Raw genomic sequence first — 13190 nt, 5'->3', positions numbered from 1 at the left:
CGGCTCGGAAAACACCGGATTCGCCGCCTTGGCGAGGGCTAGACGACCTTCAGGACGATGGTGGATCCTTCCGGGGCCTGGCCGCCGTCGGGCGTCTGGATGCGCACAGTGCCGAAGAAGCCGCCCAGGAAGTTTTCCACCTTCACCGTGAAGCCGAGGTCCTCGAGCTCCTTGGTGGCCACTTCGACCTGCTTGCCCACCAAGTCGGGCACGTCGATCATGCGCGGGCCCTTGGAGAGCGTCAAGGTGACAGTCTCCCCGGCCTTCAAGGTGCCTGAATCGGGGGACTGCGACACGACGGAACCGACAGGCACCGTGGTGCTGTTGACACGCTCCGGTGCCGCAGCAGCCAGCAGGCCCACGGCTTTCAGGGCAGCGTCGGCATCCGCCCCGGTCTTGCCCGCCACGGCAGGGACGGGGATCGGCTTGGGTCCCTTGGAGACCGTCAGGTTCACTTTGGTTTCTCCGCGGAATTCCTTGCCTGCTGCCGGGTCCTGGCCAAGCACGACGCCGGACGGCACCTTTTCGTCGTATTTCTCAACGACGTTTCCCACCACCAGGTGGGCGTCGACAAGGCGCTTTTTCGCGTCGTCAAGCTGTTTGCCGGCGACGTCGGGCACGGGGTACAGGACCGGACCGCGGGAGACCTGCAAAGTGATGCCGTTGAATTTGCGCACGGAGGCACCTGCACCGGGATCGGTGGCGACGATGAAGCCGGCCGCCACTTTCTCGTCGAAGACATCCGCTTCGGGGATGTTCTCAAACCCTGCTGTGACAAGCATTTCCTGGGCTTGGACCACCGACTTGTTGTGCACGTCGGGTACCGTTGCCAAGGCGCCGGGCCCGAGCGCCAAGTACCAGCCGGCCGTGCCGGCCATGGCGAGCAGGAGCCCAACCAGCAGAATCCACAGTACGGCGCGACGCCGCGGCTTGGCCGGGCCCAGCGTCTTGCGCGGGGTGGCAGCGGCCTTTGCGCGCGACTTCGCCTCGGCCGCGGACTGGCGCTTGGTTGGTGCCGGTTTGGCAGCTGCCTGGCCGGTGTCGGACGGCTCCTCGAAAGGGTCCTCGGCATAGAGCTTGCGGGAAGGCGGCAGCACGGTGGTGGGAAAACTGGTGGCCTGCACCACAGTGGTGGCATCCTGCGGTTGACCTGAAATGGTTGGAACAACTTCGGTGGCGCCCTGGCCTGGAGTATCTTGGCGTGCGGCGTCTTGGCGTGCGGCGTTTCGTCTTGCCGGGGCGGTTGCGCCGGTGCCGGCCATCCCGGCTCCAGGCGCCGCGCCAAAGTCCAGTTCGGCGGCGGTCAAGGTTTGGCGGATGTGGCGAAGGTCCTCCAGCAGCGCGGCGCCGTCGGCGTGACGATGGTCGGGGTCCTTTTCCGTCATGCAGCGGACAAGCTCGTCCATGACGGGAGGGAGCCCGGGCACGGCGAGCGAGGGGGCAGGCACCTCGTCCTGAACATGGGACATGACCACGGCCACGGCGTTGGAGTTGCGGAAGGGCTGAACCCCGGTGAGCAGCTCGTACAGCATGATCCCGGCGGAATAGATGTCGCTGCGGGCATCGCCCCCCTGGCCGCGGGCCAGCTCGGGGGCAATGTAGCCCACAGTGCCGAGCAGGTTTCTGGTGTTGGTTGAAGTGGTGACGGCACGGGAAAGGCCGAAGTCGCCGATCTTTACCCACCCTTGGCGGGAGATCAGCACGTTTTCCGGTTTTACGTCGCGGTGCACCAATCCTGCGCTGTGGGCTGCGGCCAACCCCTCCACCACGGGATCGAGGAGGTCAAGGGCCTGACGGGGGCTCAAGGGCCCGTTCTGGTTGATGACATCGCGCAGTGTGTACCCGTCGATGAATTCAAAAACCAGGTAAGCGTGCTGCGGGCCAACGCCGTGGTCGTGGATCTGTACCACGTGCGGGTGGGAAAGGCTTGCGGCGCTTTGGGCTTCGCGTCGGAGCCGTTCTATGAATTCGCTGTCCGTGGCAAGGTGCGGGGGTAGGATCTTCAGGGCGATGTTTCGGTCGAGGCGCAGGTCCTTGGCCAAATACACTGTGGACATGCCACCGTGCGCCACTTGGGACAGTACCAAGTAGCGCCCGTCGATCGTGGAGCCGATCAGTGGATCGGCGGATTCATCGTGCACCGTCCCAGTTTATGAGCAGAAACGAAAAGGAGCCGCCAGCAACACTGTGCCGGGGCCCCTTTTCGTTGAGAGCGTACTTTCGTGCCCCTGCCGCCGATTAGCGGAAAAGCTCGCGGTTCGCCTTGATTCCCGCGACATAGATTTCAGTGTCACCGAACAAGCCGTGGACGCTGACGGAGGACTGGCCCTGGTAGTAACCGGCGATGGCAACGTCCTCGCTCGGTGCGCCGCGGTGCAATGCCTGAATGATGGCAACTCCGGCCGTGACGTTGTCCTGCGGGTCAAGCAGGTTCAGCTGGCGTCCCACGAGTCCCGAGGCCCACTCGCCGGCATCGGGGATGACCTGCATGATGCCAATGGCGTTGGCCGGGGACACGGACTGGTGGTTGAATCCGGATTCCTGTTGCGCGAAGGCCATGGCCAGCGCCGGGTCGACGCCCATGGCTGCGGCGGTGCTGGCGACGAGTTCGCGCATTTGGGCGCGCGAAGGGGAAGGCGCGGCCAGCAAGGCTGCCTTGTTGCGGTTGGCATCATTGACCACCGCGTCGGGGTAGGTGTAGTGCAGGAAGGTGCTGGGCACCAGCTGGTCTTCCGCCAGGGCGGGAGCCTCTTGGGCTTGTGGGGCCTCGGCAATGACTGTGATGTCGCTGGATGCGGCGCTAACACCCGGGATGATGAGCGTCTTGCCGGGGTAGATGGTCGCATTCTGGTCCGTGCCGTTGGCGGATGCCAGGGCGGAAAGTCCCACATTGTGCTCGGCGGCGATGGCCGAGAGCGTGTCGCCGGCCTTGATCACGTATTTGTTCCCGCTGCTCGGCTTTGCTGCCTGTTGGGTGGGGCTCGACGGCGCAGCCGCCACAGCCTGGCCACCCACCTTGACCTTTTGGCCGGGATGGATAATGGAGCTGGCATCGATCCCGTTCAAGGAAAGTACTGAGGCCAAACTGGTCTTGTGCTTGGCGGCAATGCCGCTGAGCGTGTCCCCGGCACGCACCGTGTAGCTGGTGGCAGGGGAGGAGCTCGTCGTTGCCCCTTGGGCCGCGGGGCCTGAAATGGTGAGTACCTTGCCGGGGTGGATGATGGAGCCGGCTGAGAGCTTGTTGCGTGAGAGCAACGACTCCGTGGACACCCCGTAGCTGGCGGCAATGGCCGAAACGGTGTCCCCTGCCGCGACTGTGTGCTTGCCGGAGGCCGGGTTCTGAGCCTTGATGGAAGCCCTGACAGCTGCCTTCATGGAAGCTTTGGTGGCGCCGCCCACGGCGGTGACGGCGCGTGGCACGGACCCGGCCACGACGGCGGCGGGGATGCTGTTGCCGACGGTGCGTAACTGGACGGCGGCCAGGACCGTCTGGGAGTCCAGGGTGCCGTGGGTGCCCTGGGGCATCGGCTGCGCTGGGACGGGGGCTGCTGCGGCCGGACTGGCCAGGGCCAGCGAGGAAAGCATGATTACGGGAATGGCGGCGGTCGCTGCGGCCGCGAGTTGTTTGCCGCCGGTGGTCTGCTTGCCACCGGGGGTCGAAGGGCGTGGGGGCGTCATGGATGCGTACCTCAAGTTTTCGTTACAGTATGGTGCCAATGATGATGATGTTTCTCGTGTGACTAGAAGTGAATTTACACCAAAGTGCGGTCAAGTGGGCTTTGTACCGCCGCATGTCCCACCACATCTCCCACAAGATTTGCACGGCTTGGCGCAATATGTGGGAACCTTTGAGTGTGAGTAATGTTGAAACAGTAGTCAGTGAATGGTTGCCCCTGCCCGATGTTGCCGAGATTCTTGATGTCTCGGTCACCAGAGTTCATGCCCTTGTCAAGGATGGATCCTTGTTAGCTGCGCGTGTGGGCGAGCGTTCGATCCGGGCGGTGCCGGCCGGGTTTATCGACGGTGACCACGTTCTGGACAGCCTTCGCGGCACCATAACCGTCCTTCATGACGCAGGATTCGAAGACGACGAAGCCATCGTATGGCTCTACACGGCCGATGATTCGCTGCCCGGTCGTCCCATCGACGCGCTGCGTGAAGGCCGCAAGACTGAAATCCGCCGTCGAGCGGCAGCACTCGGCTGGTAACGGACCCACTTTCAAGGAAAAAGCCTGCCGGAACCCCGAGCTGACAACGTCGCCATAGAGCTGACAGAGTCACCGTGGGGATACCGGCGGGCTTTTTGACGTTCTCGTTCCTGCCACCGTGCTCATTGACGCGCTGTACATGGGTGTCCCGGCGCTCCAGTACCCGGGGGAGATTTCCTGCGATGTTGAACCGGCTAGGCCGTGCGGGACACCGCCGCGGTGCCCAGAACGGACAAGGCGGAGGCAACGTCAGGGTCGATGGGAAGCCGGGCCAGCGCTCCGAATGCGGCCTGGCCCAATTCGGTGATCAGTGCCTCCGTGCTGGCCAACGCCCCGGATTCCACCATGATGGAGCGCATGCGCGCGACCTCGTCCGCGCTGAGGTCCTGACGTCCCAAATTGCCATCCACAAACTCCCGGTCCTCGGCTCCGGCCGCGTCAATGGTCATCCCCACGAGAACAGTGCGCTTGCCTTCGCGAAGATCGTCTCCGGCGGGCTTGCCGGTTTTCACCGGATCCCCAAAAACGCCCAGGACGTCGTCGCGCAATTGGAACGCTTGGCCCAGCGGGAGGGCAAAGTCGCTGAAACCGGCCAAGAGGCCTTCGTCGGCTCCGGCGAGGGCTCCTCCCAACACCACCGGGTGTTCGGAGGAGTACTTGGCGCTCTTGTAGAGGATGATGGCGGAGGCCCTGTCCACGGCAGTCTCGGGCGGCTTTGAAGGACCCGAGACTTCTTCCAAAATATCCAGGTATTGTCCGGCCATGACTTCTGCGCGCATCAGATTGAAGACGGCCCTGGCCCGGCTTGCCGCCGGGGAGCCGATGCGGGAGAACATCTCCTCGCTGAAGGACAGGCAGAGGTCCCCTGTCAGGATGCCCGCGGCCTGGCCGAAGCGCTCCCCATTCAGCGACCATCCGCTGTCGGCGTGCAGGGTGCTAAATTGGCGGTGCACGCTCGGGCCGCCGCGGCGGGTGTCCGAACGGTCGATGATGTCATCGTGGATGAGGGCCGCGGCCTGGAACAGTTCAAGGGCGGCGCCTGCCTGGATGACTGCGGTGGCGTCGGGGGCGCCACCGGCTCCGCGCCAGCCCCAGTAGCAAAGCAGCGCCCGCATCCGTTTGCCGCCGGTGACAAGTGCCTTGATGGAGTCAACCAGCACCAGGGTTGCCGGTGAGATCTGCTTCATCAGTTCTTGTTTTTCAGCTAGAAAAGCTTGAAGTTCAGTGGCAACAGATGCAACGAATGCTTCGTTTTCGGCAGCAGGGGTTGCGCCGATGCGGACAGGTGTTGCGTTCATGCTTTGAGGATTCCTAGCTGTGGGGTCGGTTGTGCGGCTGCGACGTTGAAAGCGGCGGCTGCTTACTTGAAGGACGCGGGCACCAGCGTGGCGCCCAAGGTGACCGTGGAGGTGTCTCCGGTCTTGACAATGGAGACCGTCACGATCTCCTGTCCTTCGGCACGCACAAACGTCTTGGTGGGTACTCCGTCAACCGCGTCGCCGGGCTGCGCCTTGAAGCCTTGCTTAGTCAGGACCTTGGTGTAGTTTGCCAGTACGGCGGCCGGAGTTGCCGTGATCGTGGCCGTCAGGGATGCCATGGATACGGGGCTGCCATGAACAAGGCTCGAGGCCTGGATTTGGGCACCCTTCATCAATGGCAGAACTGCGGAAGGGAAACCTGCAACAAGCTCCTTCACCGCTGTATCGGCCGACGGCATGGCCGTGCTGCTGGCAGGTGTTGTGCTGGCTGGCGCTTTGCTGGACGCTGACGTGCCAGTTTGAGCGGTGCCGGTTGCGGCAGCAGTTGCTGTTGCCGCACTGCCTGTCGTGGACGATCCAGCGGGCGTTCCCGGGGATGAGCAAGCAGCCAACAGAACGACGGCGGACGCTGCGGCAGCTGCCAACAGTCCCCTGCGGGTCGAAGGGGCTACGAGTCCGTGGCGCGGGGTGGAGCTGGTCATGGCGGTTTCCTTAGCTGCCGGGGCGGTGGCTTCGAGACCAGTTTACCCATGCCCGGCCGAGGCCCTCCTGCCGGTGTGGTTCACCCCACTGCCAGGCGGGACTGCGTGTGGGTGCGGATCACTAGACTTGAAGAGTGAATGATGAACAGCAGTCCTCGGGATCCGGGCGGTCCCCCGACCAAACGGGATGCACCGTCATGCACGTGGACATGGATGCGTTCTTTGTCACCGTGGAGTTGCGCGACCGGCCCGAGCTGGTGGGAAAAATGGTCATTGTGGGCCAGCCCGAGGGACGTTCTGTGGTTCTTTCGGCCTCCTATGAGGCCCGTGCCCTCGGGGTGCGTTCGGCCATGCCCATGGTGACGGCGCTGCGCATCTGTCCGTCCGCCGTCGTCATCCCACCCAGGCAACAGCTGTACCAGCAGGTCTCGGCCAAGATCATGGAAGTTTTCCACTCGATCACCGACACAGTTGAACAGCTCAGTGTGGACGAGGCGTTTCTGGACGTCAGCGGTTCAATGCGCAGGCTCGGCACGCCGCTGGAAATTGGGGCGCTGATCCGTTCGCGCATCGCTGCCGAACTGGGCATCACGGCCTCAGTGGGAATTGCCGCCAATAAGTTTGTGGCCAAGGTTGCTTCGACCCGCTGCAAGCCCAATGGCATGCTGCTGATCGAAAAGGAGCAAACGGTGGCCTATCTGCACACCTTGCCCGTCGAGGCGCTGTGGGGAGTCGGGGCCAAAACGAGGGAAGTGTTGGCCCGGCTGGGAATCTTCACAGTTGCCGACGTTGCGGCAACACCGATTACCTCCCTGCAAAAGGCGTTGGGAAGCACGGGGGCTGCGCTGCATGCACTCTCGTGGGGCATCGATCCGCGGCCCGTAACGCCGGAGCACCGGGAAAAGAGCATTGGGGCTGAAGAGACTTTTGCCGTGGATACTTTCGACGACGCCGTGCTCACCCGTGAGCTGCTGAGGCTCTCGCACAGGGTGGCCACCCGACTGCGGGAGACCGGGATGACCGGACGCACCCTGGCGATCAAGATCAAGTTCACGGATTTTTCCACCATCACCCGTTCAAAGGCACTGAGCGCCAACACCGACAGCGCAACCCAGCTCTATGCCGGAGCCGTGGCCTTGCTGCAGGCGCTTGGCCACCGGCCACAAAGCGTGCGGTTGATAGGGGTGCGGGTGGAACGTTTGGAGTCGGTCGAGAACGCACCCCTGCAGTTCACCCTTGACCCCCGCGACGACCATTCCCGCAATGCCGAAGTGGTGGGCGATGCCATTGCCGCAAGGTTTGGCAGCGCCAAAATCGTCCCCGCACGCCTGCTTAAACCGCGTGGTGACCACTAGTTCCACATGCTGCCCCGGCTTATATGCGAACTGTGTCGCGCTTGGCTTTTAGTTCGGCACAATCAAGCCTATTGTTGATAGTAGGAGTTGGCTCATTGACGACTTCAAAACTTATGGGCGCCCAAGGCACCTAGGCCACACAACGAAGCCGAACGTGTGGAACCGGTTGGCGGGGAACCAATAAGGCGACAATGACGTTAACGAGCAAAGACGCCCATGGCCCTGACCTGAAGGAGGTCGTCATGCCCCTCTCCGAGCACGAGCAGAGGCTGCTGGAACAACTAGAGCAGCAGCTTCATGCCGAAGATCCGAAATTTGCCAGTGCGCTCTCATCAGCGCCGTCTCGGTCGTTGTCAACACGCAACATTGTCATTGGTGTGCTGGTGATGATCGCAGGACTGCTGGTCCTACTCGCTGGCGTGGCGACACACCTGATTCTGTTGGGTATTCTGGGATTCCTCGTCATGGGAGCCGGCGTGTACATAGCCGTCTCCAAGCCAAAGTTTGGCGATGCCGCAACAAGCGCAGCCAAGCCAGGAACGAAGGCCGGGTCCAAGGCAAAAAGCGGATTCATGAACGGTCTGGAAGAAAAGTGGGAGGAACGCCGCCGCGAGCAATAGGCGACGGATCCGTGCTTCCACACCCATCCGAGGTCAGTTGCGCCCTTGATGTGCTGCAGGTGCCACCTGCTGCAGGTCCCATCCGAAGCACGGGCCCGGCCTGGAGCGATGAAGGCGTGCGCAGTCTGTGAGGCTGCGCGAAAATAATCAGTAATGACGGCCACGGTGCGATGCGCCCGCGGCCGCTTTCGTTTGACCCCAAAAACCCGCACCCAGGCCTGCTCTGGCCGCCAGCCCACCCTGGGTCGCCGACCCTGCCCTGGTGGGCACCTCTGGCATTGCCGGCAGCGAACATGGCCCCGCAAAGGGTCGCCGCCCACGGCACACGGGCAGGTCCCGCGCATGCACGGCTGATCCACCACTTCGACGCGGCTTAACCTTCCGTCCCCGTCCGGGGCTCTCCATTTCACACCACCGGGGCCCCCCTGACGCCGAAAATGGCGCATTCAGGACGTTTTGCTGTCTCCGTGGCTGCTGCCAGCCGACATTCGGTCCCATTTCCCTCCACCTGCAAATCCCTTGCCATGGCAAGGATCCTCCCTCCGACACGAAGCGAACACACCCCATTCCTGTGTTGACGGTGGAGGATTGTGGAGTAATGTGGAGCGCGTAGGAGGGAGTGGGGTCATGGTGATCCCTAAGTCTCGATCAATGAAGGTGGTGGGGGATTGTTTCTCGGAACACATTCACCACGCCTTGATGAGAAGGGGCGGATCATTCTCCCCGCCAAGTTTCGGGAGGAACTTGCCAGTGGACTTGTCCTGACCAAGGGACAGGAAAACTGTATTTATGTCTTCAGCGCAAGGGAATTTGAGAAGGTGCTAACCCAAATGCAAGATGCGCCGCTGTCCAACATGGCGGCACGTGACTACATTCGAATCTTTCTGTCAGGTGCCTCCGACGAGGTTCCCGACAAGCAGGGGCGGGTGACCATCCCGGCCACCTTGCGAGCCTATGCAGGTCTTGAGAAGGAGCTGGTCGTCATTGGCGCCGGCAGCCGGGCGGAGATCTGGGATGCCACAGCTTGGAATGAGTACTTGGCAGCAAAGGAGACGGCGTTCTCAGCAACCGATGAAATCGCCATCCCCGGCATCAGCTGACACGGACACGTCAGTGCACCACCAGCACCACCAGTAGTTGGAAACACCAGAAAAGTGTCGCTTCGCAGGACGCCTTTTCGTTGGCTCGGCAGGTGATCTTGAATGAGGTCTCCAGCCGCCCAGCACCTCCAATCCTGGCTCACCTTCCCCGGAGCCAGGCGTGGCAGGGCTTGGCGCGGAGGGGGACCTGGTTCAAGAACACCTTTTGCAAGGACGCGAAGGCGTGGACTGGGATCAACACAGCTACACCGAAGCACAGCACCACCCAAGTTGTTTGCAAGATTTGCATTGCCAATGGGGGAACGAATTTCCCTCCCGGTTTTGACCGAAGAGAAACGGAGGCGTGATGACGTCGGAGAACCCCACGCCACCTACGTCCGAACGCCACACTCCCGTTCTAAAAGATCGCTGCATCAACCTCTTGGCCCCAGCCCTTGAAGCCGCCCGTACAGCCGGGCGCACCCCCTTCGTCATTGACGCCACTTTGGGCATGGGCGGCCACTCCGAAGCAATGCTGCAGCGTTTCCCGGATCTGCACCTGATCGGGATCGACCGTGACACGGAGGCTCTGGGCCTAGCGGGCGAGCGTTTGGCGCCCTTCGCGGACCGCACCGATTTGGTGCACGCCGTCTATGACGAAATCGCCGAGGTCCTTGAAGACTTGGGCATTCCCAGCATCGACGGCATCTTGATGGACCTGGGAGTTTCCTCCTTGCAGCTGGATGAGCGCGACCGTGGCTTCGCCTACTCCTTCGACGCACCCTTGGACATGCGCATGGACACAAGCCGCGGCCAAACGGCGGCCGACGTCCTTAACAGTTACTCCGAAGAAGACTTGGTGCGGATCATTCGCAAGTGGGGCGAGGAGAAGTTTGCCGGCCGCATTGCGAACCACATTGTTGCCGCCCGCGACAAGGCGCCGCTGACCCGCACCGGCGAACTGGTGGAGATCATCCGCAATGTGGTTCCTTCCGGTGCGGCCAAGACAGGCGGGCACCCGGCCAAACGAACTTTTCAGGCACTGCGTATCGAGGTCAATGAAGAGTTGAGTGTTTTGGAAACAGCCATTCCGGCCGCCGTGGAGGCACTGGGACTGCACGGTCGTGCCGTTGTCATGTCCTACCACTCCTTGGAAGACAAGATCGTGAAGTCGGTGTTTGCCGCCGGCTCAAGGTCTTCGGCCCCAGTTGGGTTCCCAGTGGAACTCGAAGAACACAAGGCCATCCTGAAACGTTTGACCAAGGGCACGGAAATACCCACAGACGAAGAAATTGCAGAGAATCCCAGAGCCGCATCGGCGCGGCTGCGGGCAGTGGAAAAGATTAAAGTCAGGAATGCCGCATGAGCCAGCTTGCATCACGTACCGCACCAGTAAGCCTGGGCAGCAATGCCCGTGTGCTGAATATGGGGCTGGCCGACCCTGAGCTTCCCGCCGCAGTACCGGCCGTCAATCCGCGGAAGTCACGCACGCCGCTGTCGCTTGTTGTTTCCACTCCCCGGCGCAACCGCTCCTCGCTGGTGGTGATCTTGTTCATGGTGGTCGTGGCTGCACTGTCGGTAGTGTTGGTCATGAGCATTTCCGTTTCCAAGGGGCAGTACGAACTGGTTGGGTTGAAAAACCAGCAGTCCGACTTGTACAAGTCGAACCAGGCCCTGGAGCAGGAGATAGCCGCCAAGCAGGCCCCGCAGGAATTGGTGTCGCGGGCGGCCGACCTGGGCATGGTCCCAGCCGGAACAGCCGGGCAGATTGATGTGCGGTCGGGCAAGGTCAGCGGATCCCCGCAGCCAGCCGCGGCAGACACCAAGGGTTTGGTCAGCATTCCGCCGGCCCGCATCGACAAGCCAGTGGCCGCCCCGGCGGCCGGGGCGGCGGTGGTGCCGCTCAGCCCCGCGGCCAAGGCGGAGAAGGTGGCCGCAGCCAAGGAGAGCCAAGCCAAGGCGGCTACGGCCAAGAAGGACGCAGTGAAGAAGGACGCGGCCCCGGTGGTGCCTGCGGCAGCCGTGGCGCCGGAACTCAACGGCGGCACCATCCCCGCACCTGCCCAAAAGGACAGTTAGGGTTTAACCAGGATCTGGCAGCATCGACTGCCCCGAAGTCGAGAACGCTAGGATAAGCAGCAGTGGCACATGAACCCCATCAGTCCGCACGTGGTGCAACTGCACGACAATTGAACAAGGTTGGACGCACGCGGATACGCGTGGGGTTCATCTTGATGCTTGCGTTCCTGCTGGTCATTGCCGGCAGGCTCGTCATGGTGCAGGGATTGGACGTGGGCAACCTTGCCCAGGCAGCCGAAAAACAGCGCACAGTGGTGCAAACCCTTCCCGCGGTCCGAGGCAAGATCATTGATGCCAAGGGCAAGGTCCTGGCCGAGAGCATCATCCGGTACAACATCACCGTCTCACAGGTCAACATGGCGGACTACACAACGTACAAGCACCGGAACGTCGATCCGGAAACCGGCATTTCCAGCATCGAGGAGTACACCAAGGACGACGGCCTGCAACAGGTGGCGGACGTGCTCGGCCTGGACGTCGCGGACGTCAAGAAGAGTGCAACGGGAAAGAAGAACTTCGACTACATCACTCAGGACGTCAGCCCGCAGGTGGAGAAGAAGGTTGCCGAACTGGGTGTTCCTGGTATCTACTCCGAGGCCATCACCAAGCGTGTGTACCCGATGGGGTCGGTCGGTGGCCCCATTGTCGGCTTTGTTGACAATGAGGGCAAACCATTGGCCGGCATTGAGCAGACCATGAATGACAAGCTCACTGGAACCGACGGCTCCCGCACCTACCAGGCAGGCAAGAACGGCATCATTATTCCCACGGCGCCGGTGCGAACGGAGCCTGCCGTTGACGGCCAGACAATTCAGCTGACCATTGACCAGGACATCCAGTACTACGCCCAGCAGGCAGCCCAGCAGCAAAAGGAGCAATACAGTGCCGAATGGGCAAGCATCTCCGTCATTGAGGTCAGCACCGGCAAGGTCGTAGCTCTCGCCGACAGCGACTCATACGACCCCAACGACGTCGCTGCTTCGGACCCTGCCAACATTGGTTCACGCACCGTCAGCTCGGTGGTGGAGCCTGGTTCCACCAACAAGATTGTCACGGCCTCGGCCCTGCTCCAGGAGGGCCTGGCCACGCCCGGGAGCAAATTTCTTGTCCCTCCGTCGTTGAACATTGGCGGACAGAATTTCTCCGACTCCTTTGAACACGGCACCGAAAAACGCACCCTGTCCGGCATCATTGCCGACTCCATGAACACCGGCACAGTCATGGCAGGATCCAGACTGAGCCTCGAGCAGAACTACAACTACATGCGTAAGTTCGGGATCGGGGCAAAGACGGGTATTGCGCTGCCGGGTGAAAGTCCGGGCATCCTCGCCGACTGGCGCACTTGGGACGGGCGCCAGAAGTACACCGTGCTGTTTGGCCAGGGTGTGGCCCAAACACCCCTGCAGACCACCATGATCTTCCAAACGATTGCCAACGACGGTGTCAGGCTCAAACCCCAAATCGTCGAATCGGTTGCTGACGCCAACGGCAAGGTTGAAACAGTTCCGCAGGCACCGGGCACGGAGGTCATCAGCCCCAAGACAGCCCAGGGCGCCCGGGACATGCTCGAAGGGGTGGTGACCATGACCGACTACAAGGTGGTCAACATTCCCGGGTACCGCACGGGCGGCAAGACGGGCACCTCCGAAGCCCCGGCGGACAATGGCGTCGGCTTTGACGGCTACACCTCCTCCTTTATCGGCATGGCACCGATGGACGACCCCAAATATGTGGTTGGCATTACTGTCCAACGGCCCAAGGGAAGCATCTATGGCGTCACCCAGGGGTATACGTTTAATCAGGTGATGGGACAGGTGCTGCGCAGTTACGACGTTCCGCCGTCCACCACGCCGCCCGTCAAGCTGCCGAAGTTCTACAAGTAATCCGGG

11 protein-coding genes are annotated in these 13190 nt (G+C 62.1%); 7 read left to right on the top strand and 4 right to left on the bottom strand.

What is annotated here, in order from left to right; genetic code table 11:
• Positions 1–38: 38 nt before the first annotated feature.
• Together pknB and QMG25_RS08385 are read right to left on the bottom strand one after the other, a co-directional pair.
• The gene (gene pknB / locus QMG25_RS08390) at positions 39–2141 is read right to left on the bottom strand and encodes a Stk1 family PASTA domain-containing Ser/Thr kinase (RefSeq protein WP_283459195.1); all 2103 of its coding nucleotides are present in this window, start codon (positions 2139–2141) and stop codon (positions 39–41) included.
• Between the two features lie 97 nt (positions 2142–2238).
• Positions 2239–3678 carry a LysM peptidoglycan-binding domain-containing protein gene (locus tag QMG25_RS08385; protein WP_283459193.1) on the bottom strand — a complete coding sequence of 480 codons (1440 nt, stop codon included), beginning with the start codon at positions 3676–3678 and terminating at the stop codon, positions 2239–2241.
• Positions 3679–3854: 176 nt separating this feature from the next.
• On the opposite strand from QMG25_RS08385, the gene QMG25_RS08380 reads away from it, so the two are divergent.
• Positions 3855–4208, top strand: a complete 354-nt coding sequence (locus QMG25_RS08380; protein WP_283459191.1) for an Rv2175c family DNA-binding protein — start codon at positions 3855–3857, stop codon at positions 4206–4208.
• A gap of 194 nt (positions 4209–4402) precedes the next feature.
• Here QMG25_RS08380 and QMG25_RS08375 read toward each other — a convergent pair whose 3' ends face one another.
• Complete coding sequence (locus tag QMG25_RS08375) at positions 4403–5506, bottom strand: polyprenyl synthetase family protein (protein WP_283459190.1); 1104 nt, start codon at positions 5504–5506, stop codon at positions 4403–4405.
• 62 nt (positions 5507–5568) lie between these two features.
• Entirely contained in the window at positions 5569–6168 is a 600-nt protein-coding gene (locus QMG25_RS08370; protein WP_283459189.1) for a hypothetical protein, read from the bottom strand.
• Positions 6169–6365: 197 nt separating this feature from the next.
• On the opposite strand from QMG25_RS08370, the gene dinB reads away from it, so the two are divergent.
• From dinB to QMG25_RS08340, 6 genes are all read left to right on the top strand, one after another.
• Positions 6366–7523: a DNA polymerase IV gene (dinB, locus tag QMG25_RS08365; protein ID WP_283459348.1), complete on the top strand. Its 1158-nt coding sequence runs from the start codon at positions 6366–6368 to the stop codon at positions 7521–7523.
• Positions 7524–7765: 242 nt separating this feature from the next.
• Complete coding sequence (locus QMG25_RS08360; RefSeq protein WP_283459188.1) at positions 7766–8143, top strand: SCO2097 family morphological protein; 378 nt, start codon at positions 7766–7768, stop codon at positions 8141–8143.
• Positions 8144–8811: 668 nt separating this feature from the next.
• Positions 8812–9243, top strand: a complete 432-nt coding sequence (gene mraZ / locus QMG25_RS08355; RefSeq protein WP_283459187.1) for a division/cell wall cluster transcriptional repressor MraZ — start codon at positions 8812–8814, stop codon at positions 9241–9243.
• Between the two features lie 346 nt (positions 9244–9589).
• Positions 9590–10588 carry a 16S rRNA (cytosine(1402)-N(4))-methyltransferase RsmH gene (gene rsmH / locus QMG25_RS08350; RefSeq protein ID WP_283459186.1) on the top strand — a complete coding sequence of 333 codons (999 nt, stop codon included), beginning with the start codon at positions 9590–9592 and terminating at the stop codon, positions 10586–10588.
• Positions 10585–11301, top strand: coding sequence for a cell division protein FtsL (ftsL, locus tag QMG25_RS08345; RefSeq protein WP_283459184.1), 717 nt, complete (start codon positions 10585–10587; stop codon positions 11299–11301). Before rsmH ends, ftsL begins: the two co-directional genes overlap by 4 nt.
• 110 nt (positions 11302–11411) lie before the next feature.
• Positions 11412–13184, top strand: coding sequence for a peptidoglycan D,D-transpeptidase FtsI family protein (locus tag QMG25_RS08340; RefSeq protein ID WP_349307120.1), 1773 nt, complete (start codon positions 11412–11414; stop codon positions 13182–13184).
• Positions 13185–13190 lie beyond the last annotated feature (6 nt).

Origin of the sequence: Arthrobacter sp. H35-D1 (genome assembly GCF_030063185.1) — a bacterium.
Lineage (GTDB): Bacteria > Actinomycetota > Actinomycetes > Actinomycetales > Micrococcaceae > Specibacter.
Note: the sequence above shows the minus strand (reverse complement) of the source record. Positions and strands in the feature narration are given on the sequence as shown.